The sequence below is a fragment of the Crateriforma conspicua genome (genome assembly GCF_007752935.1).
Taxonomy (GTDB): domain Bacteria; phylum Planctomycetota; class Planctomycetia; order Pirellulales; family Pirellulaceae; genus Crateriforma; species Crateriforma conspicua.
The window spans coordinates 7,106,113-7,125,250 of sequence record NZ_CP036319.1; the positions used below are offsets into that span (position 1 = coordinate 7,106,113).

General features: G+C 58.1%; 22 protein-coding genes. 13 read left to right on the forward strand and 9 right to left on the reverse strand.

Annotated features, from left to right (window positions below):
* Position 1 precedes the first annotated feature (1 nt).
* The 3 genes from Mal65_RS25895 to Mal65_RS25905 are packed head-to-tail and all read left to right on the forward strand — an operon-like array spanning position 2 to position 2,760.
* Complete coding sequence (locus tag Mal65_RS25895; protein WP_145304372.1) at positions 2-2,110, forward strand: terminase gpA endonuclease subunit; 2,109 nt, start codon at positions 2-4, stop codon at positions 2,108-2,110.
* Positions 2,107-2,337 (forward strand): hypothetical protein, encoded by a 231-nt coding sequence (locus tag Mal65_RS25900; protein ID WP_145304374.1) that lies wholly within the window; start codon positions 2,107-2,109, stop codon positions 2,335-2,337. Before Mal65_RS25895 ends, Mal65_RS25900 begins: the two co-directional genes overlap by 4 nt.
* A gap of 6 nt (positions 2,338-2,343) precedes the next feature.
* Positions 2,344-2,760: a hypothetical protein gene (locus Mal65_RS25905; RefSeq protein ID WP_145304375.1), complete on the forward strand. Its 417-nt coding sequence runs from the start codon at positions 2,344-2,346 to the stop codon at positions 2,758-2,760.
* Between the two features lie 133 nt (positions 2,761-2,893).
* Here Mal65_RS25905 and Mal65_RS25910 read toward each other — a convergent pair whose 3' ends face one another.
* The 9 genes from Mal65_RS25910 to Mal65_RS25950 form a co-directional block, all read right to left on the reverse strand.
* Positions 2,894-3,235 (reverse strand): hypothetical protein, encoded by a 342-nt coding sequence (locus tag Mal65_RS25910; protein ID WP_145304377.1) that lies wholly within the window; start codon positions 3,233-3,235, stop codon positions 2,894-2,896.
* Between the two features lie 123 nt (positions 3,236-3,358).
* Positions 3,359-4,336, reverse strand: coding sequence for a DUF1559 domain-containing protein (locus Mal65_RS25915; protein WP_145304379.1), 978 nt, complete (start codon positions 4,334-4,336; stop codon positions 3,359-3,361).
* 238 nt (positions 4,337-4,574) lie between these two features.
* Positions 4,575-4,964, reverse strand: coding sequence for a hypothetical protein (locus Mal65_RS25920; protein ID WP_145304381.1), 390 nt, complete (start codon positions 4,962-4,964; stop codon positions 4,575-4,577).
* Positions 4,965-5,761: 797 nt separating this feature from the next.
* Positions 5,762-6,499, reverse strand: a complete 738-nt coding sequence (locus Mal65_RS25925) for a hypothetical protein (RefSeq protein ID WP_145304383.1) — start codon at positions 6,497-6,499, stop codon at positions 5,762-5,764.
* 687 nt (positions 6,500-7,186) lie between these two features.
* Positions 7,187-7,621: a hypothetical protein gene (locus Mal65_RS25930; RefSeq protein WP_145304384.1), complete on the reverse strand. Its 435-nt coding sequence runs from the start codon at positions 7,619-7,621 to the stop codon at positions 7,187-7,189.
* A 604-nt stretch (positions 7,622-8,225) separates the two neighbouring features.
* Entirely contained in the window at positions 8,226-8,717 is a 492-nt protein-coding gene (locus Mal65_RS25935; RefSeq protein WP_145304386.1) for a metallopeptidase family protein, read from the reverse strand.
* Positions 8,718-9,613: 896 nt separating this feature from the next.
* On the reverse strand, positions 9,614-10,231 hold the full coding sequence (locus Mal65_RS25940) for an ankyrin repeat domain-containing protein (RefSeq protein WP_145292906.1): 618 nt from the start codon (positions 10,229-10,231) through the stop codon (positions 9,614-9,616).
* A gap of 119 nt (positions 10,232-10,350) precedes the next feature.
* Positions 10,351-10,827 carry a hypothetical protein gene (locus tag Mal65_RS25945; protein WP_145292908.1) on the reverse strand — a complete coding sequence of 159 codons (477 nt, stop codon included), beginning with the start codon at positions 10,825-10,827 and terminating at the stop codon, positions 10,351-10,353.
* A 738-nt stretch (positions 10,828-11,565) separates the two neighbouring features.
* On the reverse strand, positions 11,566-11,979 hold the full coding sequence (locus tag Mal65_RS25950) for a hypothetical protein (protein WP_145304388.1): 414 nt from the start codon (positions 11,977-11,979) through the stop codon (positions 11,566-11,568).
* A gap of 350 nt (positions 11,980-12,329) precedes the next feature.
* Between Mal65_RS25950 and Mal65_RS25955 the strand changes: the two genes are divergently transcribed.
* The 10 genes from Mal65_RS25955 to Mal65_RS26000 all read left to right on the forward strand — a co-directional run bounded on the left by Mal65_RS25955 (position 12,330) and on the right by Mal65_RS26000 (position 19,132).
* Entirely contained in the window at positions 12,330-12,551 is a 222-nt protein-coding gene (locus Mal65_RS25955; RefSeq protein ID WP_145304390.1) for a hypothetical protein, read from the forward strand.
* The gene (locus Mal65_RS25960; RefSeq protein ID WP_145304391.1) at positions 12,548-14,026 is read left to right on the forward strand and encodes a phage portal protein; all 1,479 of its coding nucleotides are present in this window, start codon (positions 12,548-12,550) and stop codon (positions 14,024-14,026) included. Before Mal65_RS25955 ends, Mal65_RS25960 begins: the two co-directional genes overlap by 4 nt.
* Entirely contained in the window at positions 14,023-16,245 is a 2,223-nt protein-coding gene (locus Mal65_RS25965; RefSeq protein ID WP_145304393.1) for a phage major capsid protein, read from the forward strand. Before Mal65_RS25960 ends, Mal65_RS25965 begins: the two co-directional genes overlap by 4 nt.
* Before the next feature lie 120 nt (positions 16,246-16,365).
* Complete coding sequence (locus Mal65_RS25970) at positions 16,366-16,698, forward strand: DUF2190 family protein (RefSeq protein ID WP_165701549.1); 333 nt, start codon at positions 16,366-16,368, stop codon at positions 16,696-16,698.
* A 6-nt stretch (positions 16,699-16,704) separates the two neighbouring features.
* Positions 16,705-17,094: a hypothetical protein gene (locus Mal65_RS25975; protein WP_145304396.1), complete on the forward strand. Its 390-nt coding sequence runs from the start codon at positions 16,705-16,707 to the stop codon at positions 17,092-17,094.
* A complete protein-coding gene (locus Mal65_RS25980; protein WP_145304398.1) occupies positions 17,087-17,530 on the forward strand; it encodes a hypothetical protein in 444 nt (147 codons plus the stop codon). Before Mal65_RS25975 ends, Mal65_RS25980 begins: the two co-directional genes overlap by 8 nt.
* Before the next feature lie 18 nt (positions 17,531-17,548).
* Positions 17,549-18,025 (forward strand): hypothetical protein, encoded by a 477-nt coding sequence (locus Mal65_RS25985; protein WP_145304400.1) that lies wholly within the window; start codon positions 17,549-17,551, stop codon positions 18,023-18,025.
* A 20-nt stretch (positions 18,026-18,045) separates the two neighbouring features.
* Positions 18,046-18,354, forward strand: coding sequence for a hypothetical protein (locus tag Mal65_RS25990; protein ID WP_145304402.1), 309 nt, complete (start codon positions 18,046-18,048; stop codon positions 18,352-18,354).
* Positions 18,351-18,872 (forward strand): hypothetical protein, encoded by a 522-nt coding sequence (locus Mal65_RS25995; RefSeq protein ID WP_145304404.1) that lies wholly within the window; start codon positions 18,351-18,353, stop codon positions 18,870-18,872. Before Mal65_RS25990 ends, Mal65_RS25995 begins: the two co-directional genes overlap by 4 nt.
* Positions 18,869-19,132 (forward strand): hypothetical protein, encoded by a 264-nt coding sequence (locus Mal65_RS26000; protein WP_145304405.1) that lies wholly within the window; start codon positions 18,869-18,871, stop codon positions 19,130-19,132. The genes Mal65_RS25995 and Mal65_RS26000 overlap by 4 nt, the downstream gene beginning before the upstream one ends.
* The last annotated feature ends 6 nt before the right edge of the window (positions 19,133-19,138 follow it).

The following is a 19,138-nucleotide window of genomic DNA, read 5'->3' on the forward strand; positions in this document are numbered from 1 at the left end:
TGTGCCTCCCGACTATGACGAGCATCGCAGGTCCGCGGCGGAGCGAAGCCGAAAGAAATCCGAAGAAGGCCGCGAGATCGGGCGGCTGCCACGCCGCGGCGATGCCGCCCGACGTCGCTCGTGTGCCAAGAGCCTGAAACGGTTCTGCACCACCTACCTCGTCAACCAATTCAACCTGGAATGGTCGCCGGACCACCACCGCTGCATCAAGAAGATGGAGCGGGCCGTCTTGAAAGGGGAACTGTTCGCCCTGGCCATGCCGCGGGGATCCGGCAAAACCACGCTTTGTGAGGCGGCCTGTCTCTGGGCGATCCTGTACGGCTATCGACGTTTCATCGTGCTGATCGGATCGGACAAGGATGCGGCCAAAGAGATGCTCGATTCGATCAAGACCGAACTGGAAACCAACGACCTCTTGCTGGCCGACTTCCCCGAAGTCTGCTTCCCCATCCGTGCGCTTCAGGGCATCCACAGCCGATGCAACGGACAAACCTGTGGCGGCGTCCGCACCCGCATGAAGTGGACCGACTACGGATGCACCCTGCCGACCGTTAAACGCAGCAAGTGCAGCGGATCACGCATCCTGTGTCGCGGCCTGACCGGACGCATCCGAGGACTGAAAGCCAAGACGGCCGCCGGCGAACAGATCCGCCCCGACCTGGTCATCGTCGACGATCCGCAGACCGAAGAATCCGCCAAGTCGGAAGTCCAGAACCAAAGCCGTGTCGGCATCCTGACCGGTGCCGTGTTGGGGCTGGCCGGTCCCGGCAAGAACATCGCCGGCATGATGCCCTGCACCGTGATCGAGCCCAACGACATGGCCGATCAGATCCTGAACCGTGAACTGTATCCCCAGTGGCAGGGCGACCGGATCGCGTACGTCAAATCGTGGCCCAAGAACCGGCACCTGTGGGACGAGTACTGCGAACTGTTACGCGCCGACCTGGCCGCCGAACGTGGCAGCAAACGCAGCACGGAGTTCTATGCCAAGCATCGCAAAGCCATGGACGATGGCTTCGTCGTCTATTGGCAACAGCGCAAGAGCGATGAGGAACTCAGTGCGAACCAGCACTTCTGGAACGCGGTCGTCAAGCTCGGCCCACAACGCGTCGCCGCGGAGTATCAACAAGACCCACGGTGCCCGGAACTGGTCGGCGACGACTTCGCGTTCGACTGGCACATCGAAGCCAAGGTCATCATCACCAAGCTGTCCGGTTATGACCGCGGCCTGGTCCCCGATGATTGCCAGCACATGACCGGCATGATCGACGTCCACGGCGACGTCTTGTACTGGGGCGTCGTCGGCTGGACGGCCACCTTCACCGGTTGGGTCGTCGATTATGGGACCTGGCCCCGGCAACGCACCGACTACTTTTCCAAATCCTCCGCTCAACGAACGCTGGCCAAGCAGTACGCCGGCGAGATCGATTCCAGCGAGACCGAAGCGTTGATCCATCGCGGGCTGACCGACTTGGTCAACGACACGATCGCGCGGGCTTGGCGGCGTGAAGACGGTTCGCCCCAGCACGTCGGCCTGTGCATGATCGATGCGAACTGGGGCGAGCAAGCCGATACGGTTTACGACTTCGCCGCCCGCAGCGATCACGCGCGGATCCTGTTGCCCTCGCACGGCCGTGGGATCGGTGCCAGCCGTGAACGGATCGACGCCGCACCGCAGAAGCCGGGCGAAATCGTGGGACATCATTGGCGGATGCCCAGTCTGCGGAAATCCAAACGCAAGATCCGCTACATGGTGTTCGATTCCAACACGTGGAAAGTCTTCGTGTTCCGGCGACTGGCGACCGCCCGAGGATCCTCGGGATGTCTGGAGCTGCCCGGCCGGGATCCGATCCGTCACCAGATGATCGCCGATCACTGCCGAGCCGAGACGCCACAGCGGACCGAGGGACCCTATGGCGAACGCGTCGAATGGGCGCCGCCGGCTCCGGGCGTCGACAACCACTTCTTCGACGTCATGGTGGGCAACTGCGTGGCGGCATCGCGACTGGGGTGCCAGTTGCCCGGCGTTTCGATGACCGGTCGCGGCGGCGGTCGGCGTGGGCGTGGGAAGTCACGGATGCGGCTCAGTGAGATGCGGAAGCCGGCATGATGCGACACGAACCCGACACGATCGACACGGAAACGACCGACCACGACGAAGGCACGTCGAACGCGCGACGCTCGGGGACACCGAAGGGGTTCGCGTGTCCGCGTTGTGGCTGTCATCACTTCGTGTTGTTGTACGTCCGCCAGCACGTCAACCGAACCGTCCGCCGCCGTGAATGTCGTCACTGCGGCCGCAAAGTCACGACCACCGAACGCATCACATCGGAGTAACCAATCATGGGCGCCTTTCAAACCGTTTTCGGCGGCGACAACCTGGCCGAGCTGGAGTTTGTGGAGAACCATCCGCCGGGGACCACGCTGCAAGGATTCGCGATGGACTTCCGCGCCGGCGACGACTACAGCGGCGACCGAGCCCGGCGGATCAACATCACCGGCACCGGTGCGGACCTGTCGGGCAAGAAGGTTCAGTTGCAAGGCTGGCTGAACGACCTGGTCCAGATCAGCCACGAAGTCGACATTCTTGGGACACCGGGATCGCATTACATCCTGCTGGATCCCGAAACCGCGACTACCGCCACCTGGCCGCCGAACTATTACCTTGGCCTGCTACGCATCAAGCACGACGCGACGACGTTCCAAACCATCTGGGAAGGCACCCTACGCATCCACGCGTTCCCAACACCAGGGATCTAACGCTGTCGGTCACCGGCGATCGTGAGCGATTACTGGCAAAGCTCGGTCGGATGTTTTTGCTGTTTGGAAGGAAAAAAACCTCCTTCCCGCGTTTGTTCATGTCCTTCTTGCAAAACAAACTCGCGACCATTGATCATCGGTCAGAAAACAGGACAAACCAAACCTTGTCGTGATACCACGATCCGCTACCACGGGGAGTCACAAATTCAAACCGCCTGCCATCCTGGTCGGGAACGATCGCCCATTCGTTGCTTTCACACCACGAAAGGAACTCGCTCCGCGGCAGATTGAACTTGATTGTCGCCGATGCGCCAGGCGTGTATCGAACAAAGACGCTTGCTGCGTCCTCGGGAATCGTCGCAAACCCCTTGAGCGCCCTGTTGGCGGACTCCGCAGTCGCGTTGTTAAGCGCAACTGTGCCAAAAGTCCGTGCAAACCATGTCGCGGCAGCAAGGCAGATCGCGATCAGCGTCAACGCGAGGAACAAGTCGCGTAGTGAATATCGAATCTTGCCCATGTTCTTTGTGTACCACGCTGGCCAAGGATGGCATTGAAACGCGAAACGACCTTCGTCCTCTCCGTTTTGCCTCCGTCGACTTTATTGAACCGATGCATGGTCTCCCGCGGAGCTAGTCACCAGTGCGTTCAGTATTTCCTGGTCAATCTTATCCGACAGAAAGCGAACTGAACCGTCCGCAATTCCGACGTTTGCTCCAGAAACGTGAAAACTGAAGATTCCAGTCGAGTTATCGTCATTGATGGCCTGGTCGCAATTAAACACAAGCCACCATAAATGCGTGCTGATACCCCATGCGGCTTGATGATGGTCCATTCCTGTGCTCGGATCTGAATACGGATAAAGATCGACGGGCGTCCCGCGACGATACCAATCCGGGCGTCCCGCGCGTTCGCCAATCAGAATCGTGTTGGAAAGGCCATCTGACATTCCTGCGAATCGCCCAGAGTTGTAAGAAATGGGGGTTCGATCAGAACTGTATCTTGTTTCACCCCATGGTCCGAACTTCACGCCACTCAAATCACCACTGCCCGCCATCGCAGGTTTGAAGTTAACACCCGCGATTGCCTCGTAATCACTTCTTGCAGCTGTGCCAATAGTCTTGATTGGTATCGCACCGTTGTTGTATTCCATGATGTCTGGGACGACGGCGTTTGGCGTGCTGGTGGACGGACAGACGAAATCGGATACAGCCGTGTTGAGATTGGGCTGGTTAGCTGCGGCCGTGGCTGGCAACCTGATGTCAATCTGCTCGTAGAGGGCCGTCTGTTCAAGTTGCGGAAGAATTGCTGTCCGCCAGGAATGAAAGTGAAACTCGTCACGCGCAGCTCGCGGCTTCCTTAAGAACTTACCGAAATAGAGGTCCGGTAATCCACCGTACACGGACTCATGATTCTGGACTGCCAACGCAATTTGCCGAAGGTTGTTTTGGCAGGTAGTCCGGCGTGCGGACTCACGAACACTCTGGACAGCTGGCACCAGAACCGACACAAGAACAACAACGACCGCCAGAGAAACAAGTGTCTCGGTTAGCGTCAGCCCGGTACGAGAACGTGTCATGCGATCGCCTTCGTCAACGAACGGTGGTGATAACCGTGTTGCCGTGTTTGAGTTCTTTGCAAGCAGTGTCTCTTGCAAAGATGCGAATCGAAGCCAGATTTGTCTATTTAATTCGATAGAAACTCGTGAATGGCAGGTCGGCACGCGTCACCCAGAACGCGCAATAGATGATCCGATTCAAAACCGCTCGGTTGGTGCAATTGTGTGCAGGGGATCGTGGCCCGGCAGGTGTTGCTGATTAGTCGTGTTGCATTGCCGCAAGACGCGGATTGGCACGCGATCGTTCGGCCAGTCGCTCACCATCCACATCGATGGCGATCGTCTCCTCGGTGAACGAAATAGAAAATTTGCGCATTTCAGGTGTCAAGGTAGCAGCGACGTAACCATCAATCAGTAAACGCGTTTCCTCAAAACGTAGTCGATTGGTCCCGCTGTGAATGATTGTTGCGTCGCCATCAGAGTCGATCATCGTGGAAGAAGCAGAAACATCGTACGTCCGACCAAAAGATCCACCAGCGATTAAACTCGCGGCAGACACCTGAGGTGGTTTGCGGTTGGCATACACAAATCCAACACCAGACACCGCAAGTAGCGTGAGCAGGCTGGTGAATGCGGCTAGCTTCTTCATTTTTAGTTTACCTGGTTCGAAAAGGGGTCAGTCGGTTGACGTCCGCGATGCCCCGACCGCCGAGAGGGGGTAACGTCGCGCGTCAGCGGGCCGGTGAGATACGCGTTGACTTCAAATCGTGCCGGAAAAGACCTCCGTCCCCTTAGATTTGTCCATAGTACGAGATTGCAATCGGCGAGCCACTGGTGTCGGCGAACGACAACGTTCACCGGGCCGCGGCGAACGACGTTGATTTCAGAACCCGCGCGGCCCGCGGCTCTGGTGCAACGGATTGTTATCCGACGTTGTGAACCCAGATTTCAGCGGCGACGGAGAATTGTCCATGGCAAAATGGCCCTTCGTTCAAAATACCATTTCGATGATCGGTGATGTAAGAAGCAGAAAGCCGGCGTAATAGGCGGTCATACACCGAACGTTGAAAAGCCGTGCCCGCGACTCAAGGCACAATCGGCGTGGGATCGCAATCAGGATTCTGGTGCATTATTAGCAGGCCGGGACTTAGCGAGAATGAAGCAAAACGGGACAAGCCATGCGGCAACCAACAGGTACGTGATGTTATTGTTAAATGCTGTGCCCTCTGTCAGTCTGTCGCAAGCGACGATCAATGCGGCAAAGACAAGTGAGATCCCGATCAAGAGTGCAATGGATTTTCTTGGTTGCATTACTAATCTCCTCAATTTGTAGTGATGGTGGCTTGGTCGGATAACGGTAGGGTTCAGCGGGGCCGCGCGAACGACTCTCCATTTCAAATACGTCTGCTCGCGGCCTCCGGTGCAACCCATGGTTACCCGATTCAGTCACGTGCATGTGTTCTCAGCAGCGATGCATTTGCACTTGGGGCAAATTTGCCAGTACGTCATCACGAACTGATCTGGCCAGACCATTTCAGTTTTGACGGGCTCTGTTTGCAGAGCAATAGTAGTCAGCCATTCCTTAGTACAGTTTGGGTTTTGGCACTGTGCGACAGGTGGCCCCTGAACAAATGGTGCGCCGTAGCATGACTCAATCGTTTGCTCGTATGTCCATGAGTCTTCCGGCGCGTGTGTCGAAGGATGAATACTGGTTGTTTCGCGCGCAATCGCGAGTGCATCTTTGATGCCAGCTTCGTCGAGCGAGTCCCAACCGAACACGCCCTTAAATGCCATAACGTCTTGTGGATCGCTTGGATCGTAAGGCATCGAAGACAGGCGAGTCGGCAACTCGCAAAATGCTTCTGGAGCGTCCCAAGGCGGAAAGTTGTCAGTTAGCCAGGATGGTCCGACGATGCGAATATCCTGGCCTCGCACCTCGTAGCTGCAGCCTTGCTCGTAGCGGAATGGATAGAATAGAGGCAAACGCGATTGGCCAGTCAGGTACGAAGGGCAAAGCGGGTCTGATTGATCGAGTTCATAGATGAGATGAAGTGGTTTGCAATCGTGAAAACGATACCCGGATTGAATTGCGTCGCCTCCGAACCGGTGGTTGAAGCCGCCGCGTTTGCCGATCTCATCTTGAGCGTACGAGGGAGGAGCGTGATTAAATAGCTGAAGCGGCATTTGCGATCAAAAACTTTAGTCGGGTAACGGCGGCGTTAACCGAGCGGGGGCGTGGGAACGTGGTCAGCGAAGCGTCCAAGACGGCTCAACCCCGCTTCGGTTGAACGCATTGTTACACATCGAATCAAGCCGGCAACGTCGCACGGCTTGAAGCATCGAGTTTCTTCTTTGTGATGTCGACCAAAGCGTGGCGGGATCGGGGTTTCCGAAGCCGGCGGCCAGACACGAAAAGAAGACATCCAGCGGCCGGCGGCGAAGGGAGCCCCGAGACCGCGGTGGAATCCAGAACGAGTCAGGCAACGTAAAACATTCACCAAATCGACCGCGCAACAAAAGCACGAACCAGCTTGAAGATCGCGACGTTCCGACGCAAACACTTTGGCTGCTTGAGGCGTCAATCGATTCAAAGCGTCGGTACGTGGTGATCGTCTATGCATTCAGTCAACATTGCGAAGCGGCTATTGTCCGAGCACGACCAATGTGTTCAGCGACACTGTCAAACACGACACCGCATCGGATCTTGATTCACCATCAAAGCCGGCCGACCGCGCACACGAAAACCAAAGCCTGATGCCGATCAGAGCCGCCCCCGTGTAACGGCCGCCGTCACCGGGCCGGCGGAGTAAAGTCAATCGTATCCGAAATGCCAGCTCGCCGGCTCCGGTGGACGGCATGGTTATGTGATCTCTAGAGTTCCCCAGGACCGATGGGAAGCTCCGAATTGGATTGATCGTTCGGATCGACGAGGACCCAGACATCTTCTGCGTTCTTGGTCGCCTGCAGGCCAAGCGACGAGGCCAACCTGGGAAACAGTTCGTTCTCGTCGCTCGTAGTGATTTCAATGTTAAGGCCACGCTCAGCCAAACCGTCCGGCTTAAGTAATACTCGACACTTGCAGGTATCGCATACGACACGAAGAAAGTGACCAAAGTGGTCATTGGAGCAATTAAAGACGAACCCGGCGTCGTCAAGGGCAACGTGGGATGACGACACGTCGCTATCGTCAACATCTTGCCAGGGAGAATCGACCGTCGGAACCGATGTTGATGTCGTATCGCAACCTGTTACACCTAGGTAGATAATCGCGACCAGGCATGCAGCAAAATTAAAGACTCGATTCACGTTCAATCTTCTCCATTCACATAACGGCGGCGTTAACCGAGCGGGGGCGCGGAAACGTGGTCAGCGAAGCGTCCAAAAGCGGCTCAACCCCGCTTCGGTTGAACGCATTGTTACACATCGAATCAAGCCGGCAACGTCGCACGGTTTGAAGCATCGAGTTTCTTCCTGTCGAAGTCGGCCAAAGCGTGGCGGGATCGGGGTTGCCGGAGCCGGCGGCCAGACACGTAAAGAAGACACCCAGCGGCCGACGGCGAAGGGTGCCCCGAGACCGCGGCGGAATTCCAGACGAGTCAAGCAACGTAGCACATTCACCAAATCGACCGCGCCAACAACGCTTGAACCGGCTTGAAGATCGCGACGTTCCGACGCAAACAAAGTCAAAGCTTGAAGCATCAATCGATTCAAAGCGTCGGTACGTGGTGATCGTCTCTGCGTTCAGTCAACATTGCGAATCGGCGAAAGACCGAGCACGGCCAATGTGTTCAGCGACACAGGCAAACATGACACCGCATTCGATCTCAATTCACCATCAACGCCGGCCGACCGCGCACCCGAAAGTCAAAGCCTGATGCCGATCAGAGCGGACCCCGTGTAACGGTTGCGATCACCCGGTCGCCGCGGATGACTCTCCATCTGAAAACGCGCCGTCGGCGACTCGGCGTGCATCGCTTTGTTCTGCCTCAAATCCGTACGTGCGAGCGAACCATTCAGCATATCGCTCAGACCGTTTCGTCGAACGATCAGGATGAGATCGATCTACATGATGACCGATTTCATGGACGAGAACATCCCAGAGGTAGAATCGGCGTATCGAATCATCCGTGAATCTGTAGATCCACTTTCCGCCCTCATGGGCCATCTCGACACCGGCCCGTTGATAAGCGTGAATCTCAGAAGGTTTGTGGAGATCCGGAGATTCCCAAACTCGACGACGCTCAGGAAACGCAAATAGTGAAACGGAACCGTATCCGTAACAGCCGTAGCACCAATTCGCGTTCCACGCAGACTTTTCTTGACGTGTCGTACCGCCAAGAAGTGCGATTCGATTAAGACCGAGCAACATTTCCTGCGGAATGATCGCAAGAATACGTTTCACGTCATCAATGCCATACGGGCGAACGAATCTGCTGTGAATTGGAACGACAAACAACGCGATTTCGCTACCGTCTTCTAGCCTGTAGGTTGATGCGGGTCTCACGCGGCTAAGTGAATTAAGCTCGGATTGCTGCGGGTCGTATCGAGACCAATTCGTGTACTTTGACGATGAGTACATGTTGGATCGACCGGCACTCGGTTTCGCGTGTCGATTCACTGTATCAACCTATGGCAGAACGGTCGCGTTAACCGAGCGGGGGCGTGGAAACGTGGTCAGCGAAGCGTCCAAGACGGCTCAACCCCGCTTCGGTTGAACGCATTGTTACACATCGAATCAAGCCGGCAACGTCGCACGGTTTGAAGCATCGAGTTTCTTCCTGTCGAAGTCGGCCAAAGCGTGGCGGGATCGGGGTTGCCGGAGCCGGCGGCCAGACACGTAAAGAAGACACCCAGCGGCCGGCGGCGTAGGGAGCCCCGAGACCGCGGTTGAATCCATGACGAATCAGGCAACGTAGCACATTCACCGAATCGACCGCGCAAACACCGCTCGAACCGGCTTGAAGATCGCGACGTTCCGACGCAAACAAAGTCAAAGCTTGAAGCATCAATCGATTCAAAGCGTCGGTACGTGGTGATCGTCTCTGCGTTCAGTCAACATTGCAAAGCGGCTATTGTCCGAGCACGACCAATGTGTTTAGCGACACGGTCAAACATGACACCGCATTCTAACTTCAATCACCATCGAAGCCGGCCGACCGCGCACACGAAAATCAAAGCCTGATGCCGATCAGAGCCGACCCCGTGTAACGACCGGGTTCACCGGGCCGCGGCGAACAGCATTGATTTCAAAAACCGCGCGACCCGCGGCTCCGTGTGCAACCCATTGTTATGCCACGATTAGTTTGGGGCCAGCAGTTCGACGAGTTCCTTGGATCGTCTGTGCCAGCCAGCCCAATGATACGGCGTATTACCGTTTGTGTCAGCAATCGAGCGATCGGCCCCAGCGTCAATCAGCATTGCGACAACATCAGCCGGAGCATAGGCAGCGGCACGATGGAGCGGTGTTTCGCCGCGTGTCGGGGTATCGCCATAGAAATTGTAGCTGTATTGCCCGGGTTTTGTTTTCGCGTTTACATCTGCACCGTGCCGAATCAACAAGGCAATCAACTCCGTGCTGGCGTCGTTGGAAATTGCGTGGTGGAGTGGCGTCTCTAACGTATTTGTGCGACCGAGATTTGGATTTGCACCATGTTCGAGTAGCAGTTTGACGCATTCGATTTGATTGACGTAGCAAAGGCCCGCAAGTACCGACGCACCGTTTTCGTTAGTCTGAGTGTCCGGCTTAGCACCGTTTTTGAGCAAATAAGCGATGACAGACGGATGAAATGTCAACAAAGAGCCAGAACCACACTCTCCAGCTGAGTTCGGATCAGCCCCAGCTTCAATTAGCGAGCGAGTCTTTTTGAGGTCGCCCTCGAAGGCAGCCCATTTCAGCTCAGTTGAATTGGCAGGCATGGATCACCTTTAGTGGCATAACGGCGGAATTCACGGGGGACGGGCGAACGACGCGCAAGCAGACCGAAAACCGCAGCTCCCGTCCTCCCGTGCAATTCATGGTTCGCCGCAACCCCAGTCTAGTCGACCGGATACGTTTCGGCGTAGTGTTTCAGTGTATCGGCATATTCACGGTTAAACGATCCGTGAGGCACCTCGCCGTCACGGAAATATCGCTCAAGCGTATCCTTCGGATTGATCCAGTGCGCGGTCAATCCACGAGTTGGATGTATGACATCGCCAGGAAGTTGGTTGGTCCGCCCCGAGTGAAAGTCTGCTAAAGCCTGGAAGTCCACCGAGACGTGTGATGAGGCGTAATCAATTGTGCGCGGCGTTGGAAGATATTGCGTGTGGTATTCGTATCCAATCAAGTCATTCCATTTGGACGGTGGTCGTCCTCCGTGCTCCTCGGCGTAGGAAGCAATGATGCAAGTGACGCCCCATTCGCAGTATGCCGCAACAATCCCGCGGCGAAAAGCGAAAGCGAGCCAAGTGAGTGCGACAACCACGCAAACGGGTACGACGATCCAGAGCGTTCGTTTTGTCCGGCGTCGCATCAGAGTGCAAAGTCGATGTCAGTCATGATGTTCCATCGGCGAACGGTCGCGTTAACCGAGCGGGGGCGTGGGAACGTGGTCAGCGAAGCGTCCAAGACGGCTCAACCCCGCTTCGGTTGAACGCATTGTTACACATCGAATCAAGCCGGCAACGTCGCAAGGCTTGAAGCATCGAGTTTCTTCATTGTGATGTCGAACAAAGCGTGGCGGGATCGGGGGTGCCGAAGCCGACGGCCAGACACGGAAAGAAGACATCCAGCGGTCGGCGGCGCAGGGTGCCCCGAGACCGCGGTTGAATGCAGGACAGGTCAGGAAACGTAACGCGCTCACCAAATCGACCGCGCAACTAACGCTCGAACCGGCTTGAAGATCGCGACGTTCCGACGCAAACACTTTGGCGGATGGAAGTATTGGCTGAGCCAAAGCGTCGGTACGTGGTGATCGTCTCTGCGTTCAGTCAACATTGCGAAGCGGCGAAAGACTGAGCACGACCAATGTGTTTCGCGACAAAGCCAATCATGACACCCCATTCGATCTTCATTCACCATCAAAGTCGGCCGACCGCGCACCCGAAAGTCAAAGCCTGATGCCGATCAGAGCCAACCCCGTGTAACGTCCGCCGTCACCGGGCGGCGAGAGTGAAACTAACCATCAGAAAACGCGCCGTCGCCGCTCCGGTGCACGGCATGGTTCCCCGCGTTTGCCACGCGCCGTCAAAAGGTGGAAAAGCTCGTTCCATCAATCTAATGTTGCGATATCAACATCGCTTGCCCAGTATGCATCAAGCAAGTTGGGGCGAAGCAACGAGAGGTCGGTCTTGATCTGTACGCGATCGCCAACCGACATCGAAGACAACTTGTCGTAATTGGGCTCCGAGCCATCCATTGCGATGAGAATCGTTGAACGGCCGTTTGTCAATTCGATTCCGTCATACCAAACGTCGTACATCCCATCCTCGCCGTCGTTGTACATGATGTTGCCCAGGTTGACGGCCGTCTGCTTAACAGTGTAGGTGCTTTCCGATGTTTGTGAGCATCCCGCGAGTGAAAACAGCAAAAGAACCGGGGCAGATCGAATCGCGCAAGTGACGCAAGAGTGTGATAGGAGAAGCCGGTTCATGTCGGATTCGAGTTTGTACCAGCGGGTGTGCATGAATCTTTCAGTCGGGGAACTTTGAATTCTTCTGCGGATTCGGGGAGAATGCCCGTCCGCGTCGGCTTCTCCGGATTCGCCTCAGGCCGAACTCTCCTCCGGTGAGCGGTATTTTAGCCGTTCTCCCCGAGCCGGGTGAACGACCAATCCACGCAATGCAAAAAAGCTGGATACGCGTTGCCCCCTTTGCTTCTTCCGGCATGAACGAGCAAAGGTCATACATATTTTGGAGTGTGTTCCCGCCTCCAAATTGACTGGAATTACACCGGTGTAACAGAGTTCAGCGAATCGTCTCGGAAGACCGGTTTTGCCCGTTGAATGGGAGACGCTTGCCGCCAATCGTTGACGGCATGGCAGATCCATCCGTCGAAACGATCACCGACCAAATCGCATCCAACGCGGCCGAACCGGCGAGCGCCTCGGGTGACGGTCACTCCGCCGCGCAGCATTCGCTGCGGGAACAGATCGAAGCCGACAAGTATCTCCGCAGCGTCAAAGCCGCCGAAGGTCGTAAGAGCCTGAAGCAAAAGATCGGTCTGGGCCGCTTCGTTCCGCCGGGGGCCTGCGGATGAACGGACAACTGATCGGAGTCGACGGCAAACCATTGACCAGCCGACACGAAAAGACGCGGCGGTCCCTGCTGGCCAAGTACGACGCCGCCCAAACCACACCGGGCAACCGCCGGCACTGGGAAATGGCGGACCTGCTGTCGCCACGCGAAGCCAACAACCCCGCGGTGCGTCAGACGCTGCGGAGTCGATCCCGCTATGAAGTCGGCAACAACAGCTTTGCCAGCGGCATCATCCGTAGCTTGGTCAACGACATCGTCGGCCGCGGCCCGCGATTGCAGATCGACATCGAAGACGGCAAAGCCAAGCAGCAAATCGAACAGCGATTCCGGAACTGGTGGCGTCGCGCTCGGATGACCCGCCAACTGCGGACCGCCAAGATGTCACAATTCGTCGACGGCGAGACGTTCATCCACGCGGCCACCAACCCGCGAATCGCCGATCGCTGCCAACTGGCTTGCCGGGTCACCGAAGCCGACCAGATCACCAATCCCAGTTTGGCGGTGAACGATCCCAAGCATGACGACGGGATCCACTTCGACGACTTCGACAATCCCGTCCGCTATGAACGGCTGAAACATCATCCCGGCGACGCGTACGGTTACAGCCTGGACGACTTCGAACCGGTCCCGGCCGAGCAGATGATCCATCTATTCCGTCACGACCGCCCCGGCGTCCGCCGCGGGATTCCCGTGATCACGCCGGCCTTGCCGCTGTTCGGCCTGATGCGACGCTACACGCTGGCCGTTGTGCGATGTGCCGAGCACGCCGCCCACTTCTCCGGCATCTTCTACACCGATCATCCCAACCTGGATTCACCCGAACAGGTCGATCCGCTGGACGAGATCGAGGTCGAAATGGGCATGTTCATGACGCTGCCCGAAGGCTGGAAGATGGGCCAGTTGAAGGCCGAACAGCCCGTCCAAGTCTTTGAGATGTTCCGCAACGCGATCGTGCTGGAGATCGCCCGTTGCGTGTTGATGCCCAAGAACAAGGCTCTGGGCGATAGCGGCGGATACAACCTGGCCAGCGGCAAGCTGGACTTCACCGGTTACAGCGACATGTTGCGGGTCGAACGCGACGACCTGGAGATCGAAGTCGCCGACCGAATCTTTCAGTGGTGGTTGGACGAAGCCCTGCTGATCCCCGGTTATCTGCCGACGCTGCCCACGTTCCCCGACGGCGTTCCGCACAGTTGGATCTGGGATCAACCCAAACCGGCCGACGAACTGAAGGCGGCCAACGCGGCCAAGGTCCTGTGGGAAATGGGACTGATGACCGACGAAGAGTACTTGCGTCAGACCGGCAAGGACCCCGACACGCACTATCAAGAGCTGCAGCGTCAACGAGAACGACGTGAAGCGTTGGGTCTGCCGTTGCCAGGCCAAAGCGGCGCGACGTCCGAGATGATCGAAGACGAAGACATCGACGACGAAGAACAGACGGCGGCCGAAGAGAAGGAAGGAGTCGCGGCATGAAACGATCCACTTGGTGGAAGCGATCCAAGCTCGGCACTTTGCTGGCCAGCGGTGTGCCGTCGGGAGTCAACCAACCACCGAAAACCTTCCACGCGGTCGGTGAACCGGTCGAGTTGACCGCCGCGGGCGACGGCGACGGTGAATCACTGCCGACGTTTCAGGGGACCGCTTACACCGGCGGTGTGATGCGTCCGGTCGGTTTCTACCGCGACGTTTACGTGGACCTGTCCGGATGCCAAGTCGCGGCGGGTTCACGACCGATCCATCGTGACCACGACACGTCGAAGATCGTCGGGCATGTCGATGCCGGCGGGATCGAGGTCGGTAAACGCAAGATCAAAGTCGCCGGCAAGATCAGTGGCACCGGCGCGGCCGCCGACGAAGTCCGCGGCAACGGAAAGAACGGATTCCCTTGGCGGATGTCCATCGGCGCATCGATCGAGCGGATCGAGTGGGTCGAGGACGGCAAGGTCGCCAAGGTCAACGGCATCAACGCCAAAGGCCCGTGCTATGTGGTCCGGGCCTGCACCATTTACGAACTCTCTTTTGTTTCTCTGGCAGGCGACGATCGTACGTCGGCCACCGTCACCGCAACCATCGAGGAATCGAACGCGATGAATTTTCAAACTTGGTTGGCTGCACGTGGCCACGACATCAACGAATTGACCGCCACGAAGCTCAGTGAGCTGCGGGCCGCCTACGATCGCGAGGTCGCCGGCGATGGCAGTGGTGATGACGGCAACGCTTCGGAAGTCACCGAGCGTCTGGACAGCGTCGCCGCGTCGGGCGGTACCGGTATCGTGGCCGGCGGCCAGGGAACGCAATCCATTGGTGGTGATGGCGGTGCCGCTGTTGCCACACTGCCCGACCTGCAGGCCAGCCGCCGACGTGAAGCCGACGAAGTGGAACGGGTCGATTCGATTCGCACCATCTGTGCCCGATACGACACCCCGCGGATCACCGTCGGGGAAACCGAAGTCAGCCTGCAGGCTCATGCGATCCGCGAAGGCTGGGACGCCAACCGAACGGAGTTGGAAGCGATGCGTCAGAGTCGACCCAGCGGTGTGACGATCCACTCGCCCCAGAATCACGCCACGCCGCAGGTCTTGGAGTGCAGCTTGGCCGCGTCGGCGGGTGTCGATGATGAATCGCTGGCCGAAGACTACGACGACCGCACGATGAACGCGGCGAAGGAACGGTCCAATCGCGACATCGGCCTCCAGGAACTGATCTGTCGTTTCATCCTGGCCAACGGCGGCCATGTCACGCCGGGCCGGTTCAACGACGACACGATCCGAACGGCGTTCCAAGTCCAACGGAACTTGGAAGCGGCCGGCGGTACCGGAAGCAGCACGTACAGTTTGCCCGGCATCCTGTCGAACGTCGCCAACAAGGCGATGCAGGCGGCGTATCGTGCGGTGCCTGATGTGTTGTCGCGGGTGGCCTATTACGGATCGACCAACGACTTCAAGGAACACAAGACGTTCCAGTTGACCGCGTCGGGTGAGTTCGCCGAAGTCGGCATCGATGGCGAACTGAAGCAAGGCGGACTGATCGAAAGCGAGTACAGCAACCAGGCCAAGACCCGCGGTCAGGTCATCATGCTGACTCGGATCCACATGCGAAACGACGATCTGGGTGCGTTCTTGCGGATCCCGCGGATGTTGGCCCGCAAGGGGGCGACGGTGCTGCAGAAGGTCGGCATGAACCTGATCGAAGCCGGTGCCGGAACGTTCTTCAAAGCAGACAACAAGAACTACCTCGACGGTGCATCGTCGGCCCTGGGGATCGATTCGCTGACCAGCTTGTCGACGCTGTTTGAAACACAGACCGATCCGGCCGGCGATCCGATCGGCGTGACGCCGTCGATTCTGTTGACCGCGCCGCAGAACAAGGTCCTGGGACGCCAGCTGTACGACGAGACCAAGATCCAGTCGGGCAACACCGGCAAGGTCCTGGCCAGCAACCCGCATGCGGGCATGTTCGAACCGCTGTCTTCGCCGTTCCTGACCGCCAACACCGACGCGTGGTACCTGTTCGCCGACCCGAACGACATCCCGGCGATCGAGGTCGTGTTCTTGGACGGCCGTCGGGCTCCGATCGTCGAAGCGGGCGACCTGGACTTCACGCACCTGGGCATGGGCTACCGAGCCTACAACGACTTCGGTGCCGGCTATGCCGACCACCGTGGCGCCGCGATGAGCAAGGGCAAGGCTTAGCGGCGAAGCCGCAGGCAACTGGGCAAGGGTGACGGGTCACTGGGATCCGCACCCGTGCCCCTGATGACCACCGAACACCAACCCGTCACCCGCAAACCTTTCACCTGGAACCTTTCAACCATGTCCGCCACTTTCAAACACGGTCGACCTTTGATGATCGACCACACGCCGGGATCGGATGTCACCGCCGGCGACGTCGTCGAACTGGATTCCTGTGTCCGGATCGCCCACAGCGACATTCCCAGCGGCCAGCTTGGTGCCCTGGCATCGGGCGGCGGAGTTTACGAGGTCGACAAAGTCAGTGCCCAAGCCTGGGCCGATGGCGAGTCGATTTACTGGGACGACTCGGCCGAGCTGTTCACGACCGTTTCCACCGACAACACCCTGGCGGGCAAGGCAGCCGCCGCAGCGGCCAACCCGTCGGCCAAGGGCCTGTTGCAGCACATCGTCTGATTGGCCATGGGACTTTTGCAACGCGGTGCCGATTGGCTCAGCCGAACGATGACGGCCGATTCGTCATCCGACACGACTCGGCAGTTCTTCTACCGATACGGCACCCGTCGCTTTCCCATCCATCCGACGATCGGACAAACCGATTACGAGGCCGAAGACAGCGACGGCCAAATCACCACGATGCAAACCCGCGACTTCATCGTGCCAGTCAGTGAACTGGTCGACGAGTCGGGCGAGCCGTTCACGCCGGCCGACGATCACCAGATCGAAGAAGTGGTCGGCGACCAAACGTACCTGTACCAGCTGCGATCGCCGGACGGCCGGCGGGCTTGGCGGTACAGCGATCACCACCGATACCGCATCCGAATCCACACCGTTCAAGTCGCCCATGTTTGACCCCGTCATCGAGATTGCCGACGACCTGATCGTCACGCTGCCGAAGATCGACTTCGGCCGCGACGATCTCGTTTGGCGTCAGGTGACGGTGCCCGAACTGGACGTCGAACAGCTGGACAATCGCGTTCACGTGTTGATCGCCAGCGAATCGAACGAAAGCCGACGCGACACCGGGTCTCGTGGCAGCACGGTCGAACGACCGACGATCGACTTCGCGGTCCGTGCCAGGTGCCGGCCGAGTGACTTGCCGCGGTACCGCGACCTTCACGGCCTGGCGTACCAGATCGGTCGCGAGATCTTGAAGCTTCGCCTGGTCGCCGACGCGACCCCGATGATCGTGCGGACACGGCGTCTGGTCGACGTCGAACGACTGCGAACCGAATCCCAATTCCTGACCATTCGATCGGCCGAGTTTCAGGCTCGGATGGCTTTGTAACCCGCGGGGACAATCTTCATGAGCGACCAACTGCTTCGCCACGGCCTGGACTGTTACACGTACTACAGCACCGGTGCGGATTATGAGAATCCGGTCTGGGCGTTGACCGACATCATCCGCGACGAATCGCTGGGACTCTCCAAGAGTCGAGCCGAATTCATGTCGCGGGGATCCAAGTTCAAACGTCAAAAGGGCGCACTCATCGAAGCGACCGGCAGCTTCACGGTCGAGTATCGCAAGGGCGACACCTTCATCGACAAGCTGATGGATTCGTTCCTGAACAACACGCCGATCGACATGGCGTTCGCGTTCGACCCGATCGCCGAAGAGGGCACCGAGTACATCCGGTTCCCGATCGAAGTGTTCGAGTTCCCCTTTGATCGACCGCTGGAAGATGGCGCGACGATCGAAGTGGAAATCGGGCTGACCGAGTTCAATAAGTCCGACGGCAGCCTGGTCGACCTGGAATGGCTGACCGTGCCGGCTACTCCCTGATCGAACCTGATCACTGATCCATGAAACGCAATCCCGAAGATACCAAGCTGATCGCCAGTCTCCGCCGCGGTGCCGCCTCCGGCCCCGGCGACGTGACGATTCGGCGATCGCAGTTGGCTCGACTGGTCGAACTGATCGGACAGTCCGATCCGGTCACCGGCGAAGCCGAAGCGAAAACGCTCGACGCGATCACCGGCCTGTCCGAGTCGGGCGGCTACTACGTTTCGATCCGTCGCGCCCAACTGGGCCGAGCGATCGAACTGCTTGACTCTTGCAACAACGACCAACCCGACAACGAACCTTCCCACACGGATGCCGAAACCGCATGAGCGTGTTCAAAGACGAACAGAATCAAGAGTGGCACCTGAAGGCGACCGTGACGGCGTTCGAACGGATCCGCGACGAAGCCGACATCGACATGTTGTCGCTGATCGATGACCGCGCCGTGTTGGAACGAATCACCAATCATCCACCGACGTTCGTTGCGGTCCTTCACGCTTGGCTGATGCCCCAGTTGAACCAACGCGGCGTGACACCCGAAGCCTTCGCCGAACTGCTGTACGGGCCGACGATGCAATACGCGATGGAAGCGGCGATGAAGGAGGTGCCGCAATTCTTCCCTTTGCACCGTCAGCCGATCGTCATGGCGATGATCGGCAAGTACCTGGCCGCCGAACGCAAGGCCGCCGACAACGCGATCGAGAAACTGAACGACCCACAGACCGACGCGATGGTGGACCAGGTGATCGCTCGGGCCAACCGGCAAGCCGACCAGGAGATGCAACGGATCATTGGCGAGACCTGTACCAGATCGCCGGAAAGCTTGGAGTCGACCCCGGGCCTTTGACCCTCCGCAAACTGGCCTGGATGACCGAAGGCTTGGACATGCACTGGTGGGACCACACGTCTCATCACTTGGCGATGCAAGCCAACATCCATCGTGACCGCAAGAAACGCAGCCGGCCTTATCACCCGTTCGACTTTCATCCGTTGCGAAAGCGGACCGAGTCGGGCGGCCTGAAGATCTGTCAAAAGAACAAGGACCTGCTTCGTACCGTCATTCAAAACCACATGAAACGGCGGCAAGCCCAACGCAAACCAAGCTGACGACAT